16 protein-coding genes are annotated in these 17,253 nt (G+C 57.7%); 3 read left to right on the top strand and 13 right to left on the bottom strand.

The window, feature by feature from the left end:
• Nucleotides 1–26: 26 nt before the first annotated feature.
• Together EKM04_RS21510 and EKM04_RS21505 are read left to right on the top strand one after the other, a co-directional pair.
• Nucleotides 27–1,316, top strand: coding sequence for a lipopolysaccharide biosynthesis protein (locus EKM04_RS21510; RefSeq protein ID WP_183893412.1), 1,290 nt, complete (start codon nucleotides 27–29; stop codon nucleotides 1,314–1,316).
• Entirely contained in the window at nucleotides 1,313–2,401 is a 1,089-nt protein-coding gene (locus EKM04_RS21505) for a hypothetical protein (RefSeq protein WP_183893410.1), read from the top strand. The genes EKM04_RS21510 and EKM04_RS21505 overlap by 4 nt, the downstream gene beginning before the upstream one ends.
• Here the strand turns inward: EKM04_RS21505 and EKM04_RS21500 are convergent.
• Entirely contained in the window at nucleotides 2,395–4,575 is a 2,181-nt protein-coding gene (locus EKM04_RS21500) for a glycoside hydrolase (RefSeq protein ID WP_183893408.1), read from the bottom strand. The genes EKM04_RS21505 and EKM04_RS21500 overlap by 7 nt on opposite strands.
• Nucleotides 4,572–5,567, bottom strand: a complete 996-nt coding sequence (locus tag EKM04_RS21495; protein ID WP_183893406.1) for a glycosyltransferase family 2 protein — start codon at nucleotides 5,565–5,567, stop codon at nucleotides 4,572–4,574. Before EKM04_RS21495 ends, EKM04_RS21500 begins: the two co-directional genes overlap by 4 nt.
• 299 nt (nucleotides 5,568–5,866) lie before the next feature.
• Here EKM04_RS21495 and EKM04_RS21490 point away from each other — a divergent pair, with 299 nt between their 5' ends.
• Nucleotides 5,867–6,634, top strand: coding sequence for a GntR family transcriptional regulator (locus EKM04_RS21490; protein ID WP_183893404.1), 768 nt, complete (start codon nucleotides 5,867–5,869; stop codon nucleotides 6,632–6,634).
• A gap of 28 nt (nucleotides 6,635–6,662) precedes the next feature.
• Here EKM04_RS21490 and EKM04_RS21485 read toward each other — a convergent pair whose 3' ends face one another.
• From EKM04_RS21485 to leuC, 11 genes are all read right to left on the bottom strand, one after another.
• Complete coding sequence (locus EKM04_RS21485) at nucleotides 6,663–7,433, bottom strand: aspartate/glutamate racemase family protein (RefSeq protein ID WP_183893402.1); 771 nt, start codon at nucleotides 7,431–7,433, stop codon at nucleotides 6,663–6,665.
• Nucleotides 7,430–8,203 (bottom strand): aspartate/glutamate racemase family protein, encoded by a 774-nt coding sequence (locus tag EKM04_RS21480; RefSeq protein ID WP_174154999.1) that lies wholly within the window; start codon nucleotides 8,201–8,203, stop codon nucleotides 7,430–7,432. The genes EKM04_RS21485 and EKM04_RS21480 overlap by 4 nt, the downstream gene beginning before the upstream one ends.
• A 17-nt stretch (nucleotides 8,204–8,220) precedes the next feature.
• Complete coding sequence (locus tag EKM04_RS21475; protein WP_174155001.1) at nucleotides 8,221–9,621, bottom strand: FAD-dependent oxidoreductase; 1,401 nt, start codon at nucleotides 9,619–9,621, stop codon at nucleotides 8,221–8,223.
• 16 nt (nucleotides 9,622–9,637) lie between these two features.
• Entirely contained in the window at nucleotides 9,638–10,531 is an 894-nt protein-coding gene (locus tag EKM04_RS21470) for an isocitrate lyase/PEP mutase family protein (protein ID WP_210290005.1), read from the bottom strand.
• Between the two features lie 56 nt (nucleotides 10,532–10,587).
• Nucleotides 10,588–11,289, bottom strand: a complete 702-nt coding sequence (locus EKM04_RS21465; protein ID WP_183893399.1) for an ABC transporter ATP-binding protein — start codon at nucleotides 11,287–11,289, stop codon at nucleotides 10,588–10,590.
• On the bottom strand, nucleotides 11,282–12,022 hold the full coding sequence (locus tag EKM04_RS21460) for an ABC transporter ATP-binding protein (protein WP_183893397.1): 741 nt from the start codon (nucleotides 12,020–12,022) through the stop codon (nucleotides 11,282–11,284). The genes EKM04_RS21465 and EKM04_RS21460 overlap by 8 nt, the downstream gene beginning before the upstream one ends.
• Nucleotides 12,015–12,992, bottom strand: coding sequence for a branched-chain amino acid ABC transporter permease (locus EKM04_RS21455; RefSeq protein ID WP_183893395.1), 978 nt, complete (start codon nucleotides 12,990–12,992; stop codon nucleotides 12,015–12,017). Before EKM04_RS21455 ends, EKM04_RS21460 begins: the two co-directional genes overlap by 8 nt.
• Nucleotides 12,989–13,858: a branched-chain amino acid ABC transporter permease gene (locus EKM04_RS21450; RefSeq protein ID WP_183893393.1), complete on the bottom strand. Its 870-nt coding sequence runs from the start codon at nucleotides 13,856–13,858 to the stop codon at nucleotides 12,989–12,991. Before EKM04_RS21450 ends, EKM04_RS21455 begins: the two co-directional genes overlap by 4 nt.
• A 69-nt stretch (nucleotides 13,859–13,927) precedes the next feature.
• Nucleotides 13,928–15,145: an ABC transporter substrate-binding protein gene (locus EKM04_RS21445; RefSeq protein WP_183893391.1), complete on the bottom strand. Its 1,218-nt coding sequence runs from the start codon at nucleotides 15,143–15,145 to the stop codon at nucleotides 13,928–13,930.
• Between the two features lie 55 nt (nucleotides 15,146–15,200).
• Complete coding sequence (leuD, locus tag EKM04_RS21440; protein ID WP_183893389.1) at nucleotides 15,201–15,815, bottom strand: 3-isopropylmalate dehydratase small subunit; 615 nt, start codon at nucleotides 15,813–15,815, stop codon at nucleotides 15,201–15,203.
• A gap of 10 nt (nucleotides 15,816–15,825) precedes the next feature.
• Nucleotides 15,826–17,232 carry a 3-isopropylmalate dehydratase large subunit gene (gene leuC, locus EKM04_RS21435; RefSeq protein WP_183893387.1) on the bottom strand — a complete coding sequence of 469 codons (1,407 nt, stop codon included), beginning with the start codon at nucleotides 17,230–17,232 and terminating at the stop codon, nucleotides 15,826–15,828.
• Nucleotides 17,233–17,253: the final 21 nt, after the last annotated feature.

The following is a 17,253-nucleotide window of genomic DNA, read 5'->3' as shown; positions in this document are numbered from 1 at the left end:
GTTTTTGCGGCATGGATATGAACGAGATGATAAGCAGCGACAAAAAAGACAAGCCACGGTTGATCAGTATGCTGCTGTCCTACAGCGCATCGTCAGCGAGCCTGTTGATTGCCAACGCCGCGCAGCTCATCACATTCGCAATCCTGGCCCGTTCGTTCGGTGCGGAGGAATTTGGCCGCTACGTCTCCTTCATGGCCATTACCAGCATCGCTGTCCATCTGTGTGGACTGGGCGCCTCTGAGTGCCTCGTGCGCCGCGTGCCCCAAGACCCCCAATGCTTCCCACGGATATTCGGCCACAACCTTATTCTGACATGTGTCAGCGGAGCCACTCTGGTCGTCCTCGGCACCGTGCTTTTGCCGCAGTTCATCAGCTTCGGCGAAACGTCCGGGCAAAGCGTCCTGACCACATTTCAACTGGTGTTGACCAACGTCGTCCTCGTTCGATTGATCATGCTGGGTGAAAGTATTTTTCTCGCGCACTCCCGATATGGTGCTGCCAATGCATCCGTCGTCGGCTTTGCCTTCGTCCGCACCGTGACGGCGGCATTGGCGTGCTTCGCCTTCCAGGTGTCGACCGTCCAGAGTTGGGCAACATGGCAGCTCGGCGCCCATCTCTTGACACTCGTTCTCTATGCCGGTTTCGCCCTGCGCATCGGCCGCCCAAAATTCGTTATCGAAAGGGATGAAGTTCGGCTTGGACTGCTCTTTGCCACGCCCTTCATCTTCAGGGCCATTCGCCAAAACGTCGATTTGCTGGTGTTGGGTTTTGTGGCCGGAGCGGAGGTCGTGGGAAGTTATGGTGTCGCCAGACGCATTACCGATAGCAGCTACATGGCCATCGATGCGCTGAACCGGCTTGTTTACCCCCGTCTCGCCGTTGCCAGCATGTCGGGCATCCACAATGCCTTTCGGTTGACCATCCGTATTCTGGGCCTTGCCTTTGCTCTGGGTTTGATCGCAGCCATCGTGATCTTTGTCGCCGCTTCGTTCATGCCTTTGATTTTCGGACCCGAATACGTGTCTCTGCCGCAGTTTTTGCGGATCATGGCCTGGCTCATCGTTTTCGTCGCGATATGGTCCATCGCGGTCGATCTGCTCGGCGCTGCCGGTGAACACGCATCGCGGGCTTGGGTATTGAACCTCTCGAATGGCATTGGCGCATTGGTGATTGGCCTCGCGGCATGGGCATGGCCGCCCTACGGCATTTTCATCGCAGGCTACGCAATCGAAATCAGCATCGTTTTGGCAGCGTGGATCGTGGTGAGGCTTCATGTCACGCGGTCGTTGAAAGAAGCTCGGGAGGTCGCAGTATGACATTGGAACGTGCGACCAGGGTGCGACCTGCCGAACCTGCTGACGTCGCGCAAATCGCGGACCTCTTCGCGTCCGTGTTTCGGGGTCGGTCGAAGCCGAACAAAACCGAATTGAACACCTATCTCACCCAACTGATGTTTTCCCACCCGAATTACACACCGGACAATGGGAGTATCGTGTCAGTCGATGGGACCGGAAACGTCAAAAGCGTTCTGATTATTTTGCCCATGACGTACCGAATTGGGGAGGAACCGGTCACGGCACGGCTGGCGTGCGCCTTCATGGCGGCAGACGACGCAAACCCACGCAGCATCGCCGCTTTGATCTTTCAACTGCGCCCCCGGGTCAACCAGATCAGCTTCTCCGATAGCGCCGCACCCGTCAGCGTGTCTCATCTCAAAGCCATCGGCGGCGTCGAACTGCCGGTCCAAAGCTTGCGCTGGTACAAGGTTTTCAAGCCCCTGCCCGCGGCCACCGGTTATGTCAGGCGGCGCGTCTCTCAAAAATATCCAGCACTCCTCCACCAGGGCTCCTTACCTCTCCCAGCGTCCATGAGTGGAAGCAGGACAGCCTCCGGGTTCAGCGCTAGCCCGGTCGATGTGGACATGTATGCACAATACGCCAACCAGTTCCTGGCGAACTATACGGTCGCGCCGGTCTACTCCGCGCCAGATCTCGACTGGACCATCAAGGCATCCAGTGACGCATTGGGCCAAGGTCGCCTGGTCCTTGCTCAGGTGCAGGACGGCAATGGCGTTGTGAACGGCGTTTTCTCTTTTGTTCGAGCCAGAGGCGGCGAAGCGCAGATTCTCGATTTGTTATGGCAGACCGGCAAGCAGGAAGCCGTCGTCGACACTGTTTTTACTTCCCTGAAAGAAGCAGGCTTTGCCTTCGCCTCGGCACAGGTTCGGCCTGAGATCATACCGGCATTATCGAAGCAGAAGGGCATCTGGTATCGACATGTCACAGGCGTGTCCGCCGCCTCCAGATCGCCTGAGTTCAAGCAGGCCATGCAAAGCGGTCAGGCCTATATCGGCGGTGTTGCTGGCGAAAGCTGGAGCCGCCTGGTCCACGATTTCTATTGAGGTAATGATGGCTGTTTGATCGTCGTTTCGACCAGAAAATAGGTCGTTGGTCCCTGAGGCGTGTCGTTGCTCAGCGTGATCGTTTCACCTGCACCGGCATTTAGGACCGGGGGATACACACGCCCATCAAGCCCGACGGGGGAGATCGTTAAGGCACTGTCATTGCGCAAGCGAAGGGCGATCTGCATGCGGCGGATCTTCACCGGCAATTGCCCGAAATTGTCGATGATTCGCTCTTCCGCATCCCGAAACCTCATATCGGTGTTCTGCGCGTCAGACGCGAGAATGAGGAGCTGTTTCTGGCTTTTCTCAAGCTGCAAGCCGTCAAGCGATGACAGTGAAAACAGTCCTCTTCCATCTGCCGATTGCACTGTCACAAAACCGAGATCGACTGGCGTGTTCAGCACATCGAAAGCGAGAGCCTCCGTCAGAAGCGATCGTACAGCCATACTTTTTTCCGGCGCATTCAACTGCAATTCCCCGGTCTCGCTGAAGACATGGCCTTGGTCCAGATCGGCCGTGTGGGCGCCGGCCAGCAGTCCTTGCTCTTTCAACTTCGCAACAATGCCCATCGCCGTCTGGCCCGCGCGCGACGATGCGACAGCGACAGCGCTACCTGTGGATGATGACTGAAGTCCAACGGCACCGATCAATCCCAACCGCGTGAGCGCCTCAGGCTCCATATCGTTGACACCATCGGGCAGACCAGATTGCCCTTCGACGAGAAACGGTATGCGAAGCGAGGAGGATTTTACGTCGCCACGACGGAAAACGAGGGCACTCAGCGTCTCACCCGCGCGCGCCACCGGGTCGAGCGCAATGGCGTAGGGCAGCATCTGCTTCTTATGCGGAAAATCTTCGCCATAGGCGAGAACGATGGGGCCATGGGCATGCCGACACAGCACGTCCCACCCTTGCATGGCGGCAAATGCGGGTGCTGCAAGCCCCGCCTCGTATCGGAACGGGCTCCAGAAGAGATGGTCATATTCGGTGACGAAGAACGGGCGACCCAGCCAGCGCGCAAGCCCGATTGTCCGCAGATAAAGCAGCCCGTCCTCCAGCGAACTTTTGCCCTGAATGCTGGTGCCGGGCGCATAGGAATCCACCCAGTCCTGATAGGTGTTCATCGCTACTGCGTCTTGACTGGCGCGGGTCATGCCTGTCTGAACCGTCGGCCAGTTGTTGTAGGGCAAGATGATACCCTTGAAGCCAAGTTGACGCAGGGCGCTCGTCATCTTGACTGTTGCGCCCTGCTCTACATCGATAAAGAAAGATTGCAGGTCACGCATCCGCTCGCTGCGCTCGTAACGGTTGGTTGGCAACGCAATGGAGCGATTGGACAAGTCGCCTTCCATCACCCACCGGCCCCATTTTTGAGCGAGCGCTTGCATCGAACCATATTTTTTCAAAAGCCATTCGTTGAACAATGGCTTGAGACGTTCGGAAAATACAGTTCCCCGCGTCGCCTCCTGCATCATGGAATCGAATTCCAGACCGTTCTCGTTGAAAGGGACGATTGCGACCAGTGCCGGATCGTGAACCGGCGTCATGCTCGTGTAAGGATTGACCTTGGCGAGAAACAATTCCTGGAATTTAAGCCAGTGGCCGAAATCAGTCTCGTCGATCTGCGCACCAAGTTTCAGATCACCTTTAACCTCCCACCGATCGCCAAAACCACCGTAAGCACCTCTGGAAGAGGTAAGCCCGTCTAGAATCCAGGAGATGCCATTTCGTTTCAGTGCAGCCATCAGGTAGTGAACACGGTCAAGAACCTGCGGATTGAAATCGAAATCGGTCGTACGTCCCTCCATCAAAGCTGCATCCACATAATGGAAACGGGCGATGTTGTAGCCGTGCACTTTTAACTGTGCGGCATACCGATCCGCCATCGCGTGATCCGGAAACCCGCCAGACGCCGGGCTCCAGGCAAGCGAAGCGCACAGAAAACGCTGTGGTGTTTCGGTATTGTTGGCCTTCGCCAGCTTGCCAGCGGAATTGATCACGATCCTGGAGGCATCATTGATGGTGCCATTCGGAAGCATGCGAGAGAAATCCAGTGGGCTGCCCGGCTGAATTTCCAGTGACTGTTCGCGAACCGGGAGCCAATCATCCGCGATGGCTGGTTGGCCGACCGACAGGCACGCAATCAGACTGACGCGAACGAGTGTTTTCATTGCGACTTCAAAAGTTTGCTTTCAACCCACCTCTCGGGCGGCTGGCGCGCGCTCAGGAAACCGAGAGGCAGTGCAGCGGCGTGGAAACACCAAGCGACGACGGCATAAAACCCCAACGACAGACTGTGTTGCCGGATGCTCATCAAGGCGACCGGCGCGACGAGTGCAACCCCAAATACGATAAAGCCATATCCGTTGAAGAAGCCTGCGATAAGGCAGACCAACAGGATCACCCACCATGCATAGACACCCAGCCACAGTCGAATTTCGGAAAGCTCGCTGGTCAAATCTCCTAAACGAGACTGTTCGGACCCGGCACGCAACAGCTCGCCCACGCCACGAAGATATTTCGACGACCAGCGGCGTGTGAGCAGCACATAGGAATTGATGCTATGGCCGAAGTGGTCCACGAACCGCCTGTCGAGGCGATAAAGCGTCCACCCACGCAACCGAAGGCGCTGTCCAAGATCGAACTCTTCGTAACCGTGCAGATTCCGGTCTGAAAAATAACCGACGGCTTCGATAGCCGCTCGGCGATAAAGGCCACCCCCATTCAGCCGGTCAAGAACACCGGTCAGGTTTTCCGGTGCATGTCTCTGCACCCGCCGGGTAAACTCCAGATTATCGAGATTGACCTCGTTGACATGGCCGCTAACGCCCGCGACGCGCGGGTTCTTATCCATGTAGTCAAGTGCCGCAGGCAAAAATGTCGGATCCAGCAGCATATCGCCGTCCATCAGGCAAATGAACTCACCCTTGCTGTACTGATAACCCAGTTGTGGGCCAATGCCGCAACTGGCTTTGGCAGGCGCTTCAATCTGGGCGATGATGACCGGATATTGTGATGCGATCTCGACGGTTTTATCGCGCGACCCGCTATCGGCCACGATGATTTCGCCCTCAATACCCACCAATGCAGCCATGACGCTTTCGATAGCAGCGCCGATACGCTTTTCCTCGTTCAGCGTTTTGAGAATGACCGTTAGTTTCAAATTCGCATCCGACAACTGATAACAATGCCCCAAGGATACACATCCCTATCGAAACGTATATATGCGAAAGCTTAAATGCCTAACGCCGAACGTGTTATTTCCGCATTATCGTTACCATCCTGCAACCTGAACCCGTTGGCAACTCTTAAAAACGGAGCAGTCGGCCCGATGATTTCATGGCATCAGCCTCGTTACAAATGGTATAAATGACATAATGTTATAATCTTTTAGTTTGCACCATACAGTCTCGTATGCAATTATTTTGTGCAGTTTTATTCATTGTCAGGATGTCACCATTGATGCGCGACACTCATTCTCCGACCCCTCTTTATCATCGGGTTTATGCGGTCATGCGAGAGCGCATCTTGAAAGGTTACTACCCCAGCGAAGTCGCCGTTCCCAGCGAAGCTGAACTGTCTGAAAGTTTTTCCGTCAGCCGCATTACGATCCGCAAAGCAATGGAAATGTTGACGGCAGAGGGGCTCGTGACCCGAACGCGCGGGCGGGGCACTTATGTCACGGACCGCTCGAAAGAGAACAAACTCAACCGCGCAGTGGTGTCGAATATCAATGGCCTGTTCAGCTATCTCAACGCGGTGGGTAAAAGCACGCGACTGAAGGCGGTCAGTCTCGACCTTGGCGAGGCGCCGCCTCGGATCTGCGAGCAGATGGGAGTGGCACCGACCACCCAACTGGTTCGCGCGGTGCGCGTCCGCTCACTGGATCGTCGACCCTACTCCCTCTCCATTGCCTATTTGCTGCCGGAGATCGGAGGGACGCTCAGACGTCAGGACTTGGCGACAACCAACATGATTGACCTTGTCCAAAAAGCTGGCGCCGTGGTCGAGAAGGTCGAACAAACACTGACAGCCACACTGGCAGATGATTACGCTGCCAAACATCTGGAAATTCCAATCGGCGCGCCGCTGATGCTGGTCAACAGACTGTTTTTCGACGCCGAGCTCACGCCGTTCTACGCCGCTGAAATCTTCTACCGGGCCGACCGCTATGAATACCGCGTGTCGCTGAAGCGAGAAGATGGTAAGGATTTCTCGCTCGGCAATTGATGACACGGCCCAAGGAACTCCCCTTGCCTTAGGCCTTCGCTTCTGCTTCAGCTCCAGCTTTCATCATGGCGTGCAGCATGTCGAGCCTCGGTTCGACAGGCGGTGGATAAACGTCCCTGCCGTGGGTGAGGCCAAGCGCCAGAAAGGTCTCGACCAGCTTGTAAGTCAGGGGTCCGGGATTGACGACGGGGACAGGCAGGTTCGCAGCCAGATACTCTCCGGCCTGATGCATGGTTGTCGATCCCAGGCAAATGACCTCTGCACCATCGTCTTCGATACAGCGCATGGCAACATCGCGCATCCGTGGAAACACACTGTCCTCCTTGCCGCCCAGCAAGTTCGAGAAATCAGGCGGCTGATCGAAACTGCGCACAGAGGCGCATTGGCGGTCGAAACCATATTCTCTGATAGCCTTGCGATAACGTGGCAGCGCTGGCTCCCATTGCGCAAGCACGGAAAACTTGCCACCGAGCGTCAGCGCATAGAGCATCGAAGCCTTGCCTGCGCCGATGACGGGAATGGAGAGGACGGAGCGGAGCATGACCATGCCGCTATCCGACATCGTGTCGATGCAGACGGCGTCAAACCCTTCATCCTGCGCCTTGCACCCGGCCTCGAAGATGGCGAGGTCCATCAGCCCCCAGTCGTGCGGAGACATGAAGGATGTCGGGCCGCAGGTGACGGGGCGATAGGTCAGTTCCCAATCCGCAGGTAGCGGTACATATTGCGACTGCGCCTGACGATTGCGCACACCCTCGGCATCCAGTGCGAAGGGAACGATGACGAGAATGCGGATCATTGGTTGCTCTCCAGATAGGCCGCTCCGGCAGCGCCGATGGCGCGGATCATGTCGTGCTTTGGCGATAGGGGCGTCGGCCATGTCGCCTTGCTGTGGGTGAGCTTCAGGTCGAGTGCGATGGATGCCAGCTTGTAGGTCAGCGGTCCGGGATTGATGACGGGAACGCCGATGCGGGCAGACAGCCAGGAATGCGCCTCATGCATGGTCGTGGATCCCAGGATCAGCACCTGCGCGCCATCCTCTTCGACGCATTTTTTCGCGGCAGCCAGCAGAAGCGGGAACACCTCGTCTTCCTTGCCAGCCAGCAGGCTTTTATTATCAGGCGTTACGCCGATGGATCGCATGGAGGCACATTTATGCTCCATCCCAAGCTCGCCCAGCGTTTTGGTGTAGAGCATTTTCCAGCGATCCCACATCATGAGGATGGAGAACTTGTCACCCAGCATCTGCGCCATCAGCATGGAATGACGGCCCGGAGCGATAACCGGTATGGTGAGCACCGAGCGGAGCATCGACATGCCGCTATCGGACATGGTGTCGATGCAGATGGCATCGAAGCCGTCTTTCTCCGCGTCTAGACCTGCATCGAGGATCGAGACGTCAGCAAGGGCCATGTCGTGCTGGCTCGAATAGTTCTTCGGACCCATCCGAACGGATCGATAGTGAAACTCGATGCCTGGGCCGAGATCGACCGCATCCATCTGCGCTTGCCTGCGGGTGATGTCATCCTGCCCCATGGCAAACGGTACGATGACCATAACCTTCTTCATCAAGCTCTCCTCCTGTTTCAGCTTTCGGCAGCAATCCGCGCGGCGGTCATGCCCGCCAACCGACCGAAGCTGGTTGCCGTCAAAAGGCCGTTGCCGGACAGGTAGCCGTAATTGGAATCTCCCGAGACACCGCGCGCCGCGCCCCCACCTGCCAGCAGGTTCGGCAAGGCTGTGCCATCCTCGCGTAGCACTCGCGCCTCGGCGTTGATCACCAACCCGCCTTGGGTGTGGAACAGCGCGCCGTTGACTTTCACGGCATGATAGGGCGCGCTGAGCACATCATCCTGCGTGAACGTCCGACCAAACCGATCCGGCGTGCCGGTGCGTGCGGATGTATCGATGGCCTCGAATTCTTCCCGGATATCTGCAAGCGGCAGGCCTGTTACAGCCGCCAGTTCTTCCAGGCTGTTTGCTGTCTTGATGGCGCCCAGCTTGCGGATTTCCCGGTAATCGTAAAAGCCCATGCCCGCCTCATCTCCTCTGGAATCATAGATATCCCAGGCGATGTGGTCGGGCTGCGCTGCGACTTCTGCGGCATGTTCGGAATAGCCGCGCATCTCGTTGGAAAAGCGCTGGCCCTCGGCGTTCAAAAGAATGCCGCCCTTGGTGATAACGGCCCAGGTTAGTGGTAATCCGTGGGGGTGAGCGACAGAACCATGGCCCTGATAGCCACCCATATCTGCGAGCGCGGCACCAATTTCCAGTCCCCATTTCACCGCATCGCCGGTATTGGAAAGGTGACCGCAGCATTCTGCGTCCGCAATTTCGGGGATGTATTTCTGCACCAAGGCAACATCGCCAGCAAAGCCGCAGGAGGCCAGAACGAGCGCCTTGCAGCCCAGCATTTCCAGCGCGCCATCGGGCCGCCGAAACCGCACGCCGGTGACGCGACCAGTGGTATCCACATAGAGATCTTCGACGGACGCATTTGTGACGACATCGATATCGGCGTTGGACACAGCGGCAAGAAGCGCCTGCTCCAGATCCGCACCGGTACGACTTTTCGGGCCGTGCATGCGAAGGCGCGAATGACCGGGATAGATGAACCCCGTCACCAGTTCGAACTCCACCTTATGCGTATCCATCAGCCAGTCGATCATAGGACCTGCGGCTTGCGCCGCAACCAGCGCCATATCGTGCGGCGTATGGTCATGGGTCTTGGCTACGAGGTCTTTCGCAAAAAGTTCGGGGCTGTCCTCGATACCGGCTTCCTTCTGCAATCGGGTGCACGGTGCCGGAATGAGACCAGCGGACAGCGAGGTAGAGCCCGTCGGGTTCTCGTCCCGCTCCAGCACCATCACCTCTTGCCCCACATCGTGTGCCGCAAGGGCTGCGACGAGACCGCATGCCCCTGCCCCCACGACGACGACCGGCACTTCAAAATCGAACGTCACGCCTTCCGCAGATAGCACTGCCATGGCTCAAATCTCCTGCTCAATAGCTGGTGCGGTTTGCTTCGGGTGTGCCGTAGCGGGCTTCCAGTTCCTGAATTTCAGGCATCCGCGCCATGTCAAAGAACTCCTGGAAGTTCATGACGTTGGGAGCAACCGAAGCGATGGTCTCCTCGGTCTTCAAGACCTGAAGCGTCTTGCGCGCGGCTTCGCAGGCGGAAAGCAGCAGCCAGTTGGGGTAGATGATGAGCTTGAAACCTAGCGCTTCGATTTCCGACCGCGTCAGAAACGGCGTCTTGCCCGAGGTCGCCATATTGTAGAGCAGCGGAATGCCGGGAAAGCGCGGGGCGATGTGGGCTAAATCATCCGGGCCGGGGCTTTCGATGAAGATGATGTCAGCACCGGCTTCGCGGTACATCTCGGCTCGGTCAAAGGCGGCGTTTCGACCATGCAGCGCCAGAGCATCCGTGCGGGCGATGACGACAAAGTTCTGGTCGATCCGTGCATCCACGGCGGCCTTCACCTTCGCCACCATATCTTCGACTGGAACAATCTGCTTACCCGCCAGATGGCCGCAGCGCTTTGGCAGAACCTGGTCCTCCAGATGTACCGCAGCGACGCCGCCACGCTCATAAAGCTGAATGGCACGGCGGACGTTCAGCGGACCGCCGAAACCATTATCAGCATCGGCAATCAGCGGAATGTCGGAGGCGTCGGCAATACGCGTGGCATTATCGACCATCTCGGTCATGGTCAGCAGGCCGACATCCGGGTAGCCGAGACGCGTGGCGGATGTGCCAGCGCCCGTCATATACATGGCGTCAAAACCGGCTTCGGTTACGAGGCGGGCATACATGGCATCGACCACACCGGGCGCCATGAGGGCTCGTTCGCCTGCGAGCAGCTGCCGCAGACGCTGGGTACGTGTAAGGGACATTGTATTCTCCATTTCTCCGTAAATTGGCCCCGGCTTACTCCATCCGGGGCAGCATCTCACATTCCGAGATAGGCTTGGCGCAGCTGCGGATCCGCCAGCAGTGTGGCGGCCTCTCCCTGCATGACAAAACGCCCCTGCTCGATGACATAGGCGCGCTTTGCGACACTCAACGACTGCATCACGTTCTGCTCCACCAGCAATACAGCCACGCCATCCGCATTGATCTTCGTGATCAGACCAAACATCTCCTCGACCATGATGGGCGACAGACCGAGCGAGGGCTCGTCCAGAATAAGCAGTTCCGGCTCCGACATCATGCCCCGACCGATCGCCAGCATTTGCTGCTCACCGCCAGAAAGAGTACCCGCAAGCTGGGTTATTCGTTCACGAAGCCTCGGGAAGATTTCGCAGATGCGCTCGAAATTCTGCTTGGTGTTTTTGCTGGCACGGCGAAACGCACCAAGCTTCAGATTTTCTCCAACCGACAGATTGGGAAAAACCTTTCGGCCCTCCGGCACATGGGCGATGCCGAGCGCCACGATGTCACGCGCGTTTTTGCCTGTTATCGTCACGCCCTTGAAGGAGATCGATCCGGCGCTTGGTTTGATGAAGCCCGATATGACGTTGTTGAGCGTCGTCTTGCCAACGCCGTTGGACCCCAACAGGGCAACGATTTCGCCGTTTTCGACGCTCATATCGATGCCTCGCAGCACGCTCATCGAGCCATAGCCTGCGCGGATACCCTTGATATCAAGCATGGTTTTCCTCCTGCAGACGTGCGGCCGCACCATGGCCCAGATAGGCTTCCACCACGGATGGGTCCTTGACGAGTTCACGCGGCGTTCCGTGGGCAATCATCTTGCCCTGGTTCAGCACATAAGCCGTTTCGGCAAGCTGCATGACCGCCTGCATGACATGTTCGATCATCAGGAAGGTGTGCCCTTCGTCGCGGATCGTTCTGATAATGCCGACGATCTCGGTGATCTCGGACGGGATCAGCCCCGCCATGACCTCATCCAGCAGCAGCAGCTTGGCACCTGTTGCCAGCGCACGTGCAAGCTCCAGCCGCTTGCGTCCCGCAATCGTCAGCGACGATGCGGGGCGATCAAGCATCGCTCCCATGCCGAGCCGTTTTCCCACATCCCGCGCCACCGACATCGCTTCGCGACGGTCATGGTGGTGAAGATAGGCACCAACAGCGATGTTTTCCTGAACCGTCAGGCCTGCGAAGGGCTGGACGATCTGGAAGGTGCGGATCATCCCAAGTGCGCAGATGCTGTGCGGCGCAACGCCGGTGATGTCCTTGCCCTGAAAGCGGACGGTGCCTTCGTCCGGCTTGGTAAAACCGGCAATCATGGTGAAGCAGGTTGTCTTGCCAGCACCGTTGGGGCCCAGCAGTCCGACGATGGAACCCTCGGGTACATCGAGCGAAGCATCCGTGACGGCTTTCAAGCCGCCGAAGCTTTTGGAAAGATTTCGGACCTCAAGCATTGTCGTCCTCCTTCTTCTTGAAGGCACCAAGCTTGCCCGCAAGGCCGACAAGGCCGTTCGGCAGGAAGCGCAGCGCGCAGATCAGCACAATCGCGTAGAGCACGAAGTTCAGACCCGGCGCATTGGGCAGCAGATGTTTGGCACCTTCTCCGAGCAGGTGCAGGCCGAGCGTGCCGAGAAGTGGACCCCAAATCGTGCCCGCACCGCCGATAATCGGGCCGATCAGAGCTTCGATAGAGACCGCGCTGCCATAGACGACGTTGCTGTCGATGAAGAGCCACAGTTGGAGATACAGCACACCGGCCAGACCGCCGAATGCGCCGGAGATCGCCATCGCCTGCACCTTGATCTTGTAGGTGTCGATGCCGAGTGCACGCGCTGCATCTTCATTTTCCCTAACGGCGATCAGATAAGCACCGAAACGGGAATATTTGATGAGAGCCGTCAGCGCCATGACCAACGCGACCACGACCAACAGAGCGGTGTAAGCAATGACACGGTCGTTGAATTGCAGATTGCCAACGCCGGGTGCCAGCTTCAATTGCAATCCGCTACCACCGCCGGTGAAATCGAAGGAAGACGCGCAGATGCGCAGCACTTCTGCAAAGGCCAAGGTAACGAGCGCGAAGTAGGAGCCTCTCAAACCGTAACGGAAAGCAAGCGCGCCAATGAAGGCACCCATGATAGCACCTGCAAGAATGCCCGCGCCGAAGCCAACCCACGCATTGACACCATATTGCACCTGAAGGATGGCCGATGCATAGGCACCAGTGCCATAAAGTGCTGCGTGACCGAAGGAGGACATGCCGCCAAAACCGCCGGTGATATTCCATGACAGGGCAACGACGGCGACAATCAACGCATTGATGGTAAAGCCCATCCACACTGGCGACGACGCGAAATAGACCCCGAAGAGATAGGCGAGAGCCGCCGCAATAAGGGCAATTTGCCCGATGGATTGAGGTCTCATGTCTTTGCCCTCCCGAGTAGCCCTGACGGTTTGAAGAGAAGGATGAGAATGAAGGCTAGAAAGATGCCGATCTGACCGAGGCTTTCGCCAAGGAAGAGACCGCAGAGGGACTCGATGACACCCAGAAGCAGACCGGCGACCAAGGCACCCAGCAGACTGCCCATTCCGCCCAAGACCACCGTGGTGAAGGCAACGAGCACGAAGGTATAGCCAACCTGTGGGGTGATGTAGAAGGTTGGCAACAGCAGGCAAGCGGCAAGTGCCACGCAGGCCGTGCCGATGCCAAAACAAACCGCATAGGTGTGGTTGACATCGATACCGACGAGTTCGGCACCGCGCTTTTCAATCGCCACGGCGCGGATCGCCGAGCCTGTGCGGGTATAGGCCATGAAGCACCAAAGCAGCGGCGCGACGGCGAGCGCGGCACCAAAAGCAATCACGCGCCCGAGCGGCAGATAGGCGCCCAGCACTTCGACCGTATCATAGGCATAGGCGATATCGGCCGTGCGCGTATTGGACGTCCAGAAGTAGAGCGCCAGATTGTCGATGATCATCGACACCGCAAGCGTGATGAGCAGGACGTTCTGTTCCGATCCGCTGCTCATTGGCGCGATCAGGAACCGTTGCAGCACGTAACCCAACGCGAAGAAGGCCGGAAGAACGATCGGAATGGCGAGATACGGATCGATGCCGAAATGGAAATACAGAAAGTAGACGGCATAGAGCGCCAGCATCAACAGGCTGCCATGCGCGAAGTTGATGATGTGGAGCACGCCATAAATCAGGGTCAAGCCCAGCGCCACCAGCGCATAGACGGCTCCCATCATCAGGCCGCTCAACACGGCAGGTAAGATCAGACTTGACATAAGGGCTCGCCTCTCTGTCGTTTGAAGAGTGCCCCCACAGACATTCACGACCATGGGGGCGAGACCGCGTCAGTTTTGAGCAGGGATCGGGAAGACCGCTTCTGCGGTGGCATATTCCTTTGGAAAGACCAGTTCGATCTTTTCACCACGAATCTGCGTGTTCACCGGCCGAGAATTGACATTGTCGCCATTGACGAACTTTATCGGGCCGTAAGGCATGATCGACTGATCGAAGGTGGATGCAGCCAAAGCCTCGATCATCTTCTGGCGGTCGGCGGAACCGCTACGCTCCAGCGCGTCGGCAATAACCTGGATCGTCGCGTAGGACACCATGACGTCATAGGTCATATCCAGATTGGCAGCGGCAACGCTGGCGGCGAGCGCCTTGGACAAGTCCTTGGACGGATCGTACCAGTGATTGCAGTCCATGACGTACTGCGCGACCTTGTTGTTTTCGCGGACGAACTTGATGTTCGACGCCGCACCGCCAAGGATCGAATAGATCGCCTTCAGTTCTACGCGTTGCTGGCTGAGAGCGCGCGCCATCAGCGTATATTCGTTGATGTAGTTCGAAGGAATGAGAATATCGGCCTTGGACGCCTTGACGCGCAGCGCGATGTTGGAGAAGTCACGCTGGGGCGTTGGATGGGAAATGGTCTCAACGACCTCAATGCCCTGCTTTGGCAATTGCTCGGCCAGAATTTTTGCCATGTTGGAGCCGAAAGGCCCGTCTTCATGGACGATTGCCGCAGTCTTGACCGTACTGCCCGTGCTCTCATTCAGAAGCTTCAGGTTTTCGAGCGCGACGCTGGTGCACTTGTTAACGCCGGGGGTAAAGCGGAAGACATTCGGCAGGCCACGTTGGACAACCGTTTCCGCTGTACCGATGGAAAAGACCTGCGCGAGATTGTATTTTGCTGCAGCCTGTGAAGAGGCAAGCCCAAGCGCAGAGGCGGTCGCGCCAGTAAACGCACAGGCATCGGCCTGAATGAGAGTATCGACAGCAGCAGCTGCGGCTTCCGGGCGGCTCTGCGCATCGACCACGACGAGCTCAATTTTCGCGCCGCCCATGGACTTGATGCCGCCTGCGGCATTGATGGCTTCGGCTGCGAACTTTGCGCCGGCTGCACTTTGCGTGCCGTTGTAGGCAAGGTTACCCGTCAGCGGTTCGATGACACCAACCTTTATGGTCGGTGTCTGCGCGCGCAGGATGGACGGTGCGGCGAAACCGACGGCCAGGGCGCCGGATGCTTTTAGAAGGCTGCGTCTGTGAATTTCAAATGTCATTGTTATGCTCCCAGTTTTTTTATGAGACGGCAAAAGAAACTCGCTGGTCCGCCCGTCAACGGCCCAGCCAGGAATGTGACGCCATTCGATCGGTTTCGAAGGCGGTGATCTGCTCCATGAATGTGAACGTCATCTCGATCTCGTCCAGACCGCGTAAAATACAGTCACGCGCGAAGGGATCGATCGTGATGGGGTGCGTGCCGAGATTACCCGGCAGCACCAGTTGTGCGCCCTCCAGATCGACCGTAACCTCGGCATCCGGAAAACGGTTGAGATGATCCGCGAGCGCCTCGCAGTGTTCAGCGGCCAGGCGGACAGGCACGAGCCCGTTTTTCAGGGCATTGTTGAAGAAGATATCGCCGAAGCTCGGTGCGATGAGCGCCCGGATGCCATGATCGACCAAAGCGTAAACGGCGCCCTCACGGGACGATCCGCAACCGAAATTATCTTCGACCAGAAGGATGGTCGCGGCATCGGCACCCGGCTTGTTCAGTGGAAAGACCGGATCGAGGTCACCTTTTTCATTGCGCCGGATATCGTGAAACAGGAACTGCCCATAGCCCTGCGCGCGATCTTCCTTGAGAAAACGGCCGGGAATGATCTGGTCCGTGTCGCAGTTGACGCCGGGTATAGATATTGCCGTAGATGTTTCACGAATAAAGGCTTTCATCATCGTGTCCTCACATCCCGCGCACGTCGGTCAGACAGCCGCGGATGGCAGCGGCAGCAGCCATTGCGGGACTAACCAGATGGGTGCGGGCACCCGGGCCCTGGCGGCCGACGAAGTTACGATTTGAGGTGGAGGCACAGCGTTCACCGGGGCCAACCACATCGCCATTCATCGCCGCGCACATGGAACAGCCGGAGTCGCGCCATTCGAAACCCGCGTCGCGGAAGGTACGGGCAATGCCCTCAGCTTCTGCCTGCTCTTTTACCTGCGTCGAACCTGGCACGACTATGGCCGGTATCATTGCCCTGCGGCCTTTGAGTATGGAGGCGGCAGCCCGTAAATCCTCGATCCGGCTGTTGGTGCAGGAACCGATAAAGACCTTGTCCAGTTTCAAGCCGTCCAGAGGCGTGCCAGGGGTGAGCTCCATATATTCAAGTGATTTCGTTGCGGCCTTGCGCTTGTCAGAACTGTCGAAACTTGATGGGTCAGGAACGCGTCCGTCGATCGAAACGGCATCTTCCGGGCTCGTGCCCCATGTCACCATCGGCGCAATATCGGCACCATCCAACGACATTTCCGCGTCGAAAAAAGCCTCCGGATCGCTGGAGAGCGTGCGCCAATGCGCAACCGCGCCCTCCCATTCCTGCTCCGATGGCGCGAAATTGCGGCCTCTGACGTAAGCGAAAGTCGTCTCGTCTGCAGCAACCATACCGAAACGGGCAGCAGCCTCGATCGACATGTTACACAGCGTCAACCGCCCCTCAATGGAAAGGTCTCGAACAACCTGCCCGGCGAATTCGATGGCATGCCCCCCAGCGCCTGCTGCGCCGATCTTCGCGATCAGCGCCAGCATCACGTCCTTGGCCGTGACGCCCTGTCCAAGCTTTCCATCGATCGTGATCCGCATGGTTTTGGGACGTGACTGCCACAGCGTCTGGGTGGCCAGAACATGGGCGTTTTCGGATTGACCGATGCCGAAAGCGATTGCGCCCAGCGCGCCCTGGGTCGAGGTATGGCTGTCGGAACAGACGATGGTGAGGCCGGGAAGCGTAATACCCTGCTCCGGTGCCACGACGTGGACGATGCCCTGCTCACGGCTCGTTATTCCGAAATGGCGCATACCGCCCCATTCCATGTTTTCATCGAACGTATCGATCATGTGGGCAATGGCGGGACTTGCCGCATCACGCGATGTTCGCCCCCGTGTCGGGACATAGTGATCGGCGACACCGAAGATTTGCTGTGGACGCCGTGGCTTCAGGCCACGCCGTTTCAAATCCGCAAAGGCATGAAAACTGCCTTCATGGATCATATCGCGGTCGATATAAAGCAGCGATGGCCCGGCGGGATGTCGCAATATCTCATGCTCATCCCAGATCTTGCCCAACATTGTGCGCGGTGCGACTGCTTGCGCCATGACCTTGTCTTCCTGTTATCA

Origin of the sequence: Rhizobium skierniewicense Ch11, from assembly GCF_023757665.1 — a bacterium.
Classification (GTDB): Bacteria; Pseudomonadota; Alphaproteobacteria; order Rhizobiales; family Rhizobiaceae; genus Agrobacterium; species Agrobacterium skierniewicense.
Note: the sequence above shows the minus strand (reverse complement) of the source record. Positions and strands in the feature narration are given on the sequence as shown.

What these genes read in the sequence shown, in the direction of transcription:
- EKM04_RS21510 (WP_183893412.1), top strand. Translation starts at nt 27, where the DNA reads ATGATAAGCAGCGACAAAAAAGACAAGCCACGGTTGATCAGTATGCTG.
- EKM04_RS21505 (WP_183893410.1), top strand. Translation starts at nt 1,313, where the DNA reads ATGACATTGGAACGTGCGACCAGGGTGCGACCTGCCGAACCTGCTGAC.
- EKM04_RS21500 (WP_183893408.1), bottom strand. Translation starts at nt 4,575, where the DNA reads ATGAAAACACTCGTTCGCGTCAGTCTGATTGCGTGCCTGTCGGTCGGC.
- EKM04_RS21490 (WP_183893404.1), top strand. Translation starts at nt 5,867, where the DNA reads ATGCGCGACACTCATTCTCCGACCCCTCTTTATCATCGGGTTTATGCG.
- EKM04_RS21485 (WP_183893402.1), bottom strand. Translation starts at nt 7,433, where the DNA reads ATGATCCGCATTCTCGTCATCGTTCCCTTCGCACTGGATGCCGAGGGT.
- EKM04_RS21480 (WP_174154999.1), bottom strand. Translation starts at nt 8,203, where the DNA reads ATGAAGAAGGTTATGGTCATCGTACCGTTTGCCATGGGGCAGGATGAC.
- EKM04_RS21475 (WP_174155001.1), bottom strand. Translation starts at nt 9,621, where the DNA reads ATGGCAGTGCTATCTGCGGAAGGCGTGACGTTCGATTTTGAAGTGCCG.
- EKM04_RS21470 (WP_210290005.1), bottom strand. Translation starts at nt 10,531, where the DNA reads ATGTCCCTTACACGTACCCAGCGTCTGCGGCAGCTGCTCGCAGGCGAA.
- EKM04_RS21465 (WP_183893399.1), bottom strand. Translation starts at nt 11,289, where the DNA reads ATGCTTGATATCAAGGGTATCCGCGCAGGCTATGGCTCGATGAGCGTG.
- EKM04_RS21460 (WP_183893397.1), bottom strand. Translation starts at nt 12,022, where the DNA reads ATGCTTGAGGTCCGAAATCTTTCCAAAAGCTTCGGCGGCTTGAAAGCC.
- EKM04_RS21455 (WP_183893395.1), bottom strand. Translation starts at nt 12,992, where the DNA reads ATGAGACCTCAATCCATCGGGCAAATTGCCCTTATTGCGGCGGCTCTC.
- EKM04_RS21450 (WP_183893393.1), bottom strand. Translation starts at nt 13,858, where the DNA reads ATGTCAAGTCTGATCTTACCTGCCGTGTTGAGCGGCCTGATGATGGGA.
- EKM04_RS21445 (WP_183893391.1), bottom strand. Translation starts at nt 15,145, where the DNA reads ATGACATTTGAAATTCACAGACGCAGCCTTCTAAAAGCATCCGGCGCC.
- leuD (WP_183893389.1), bottom strand. Translation starts at nt 15,815, where the DNA reads ATGAAAGCCTTTATTCGTGAAACATCTACGGCAATATCTATACCCGGC.
- leuC (WP_183893387.1), bottom strand. Translation starts at nt 17,232, where the DNA reads ATGGCGCAAGCAGTCGCACCGCGCACAATGTTGGGCAAGATCTGGGAT.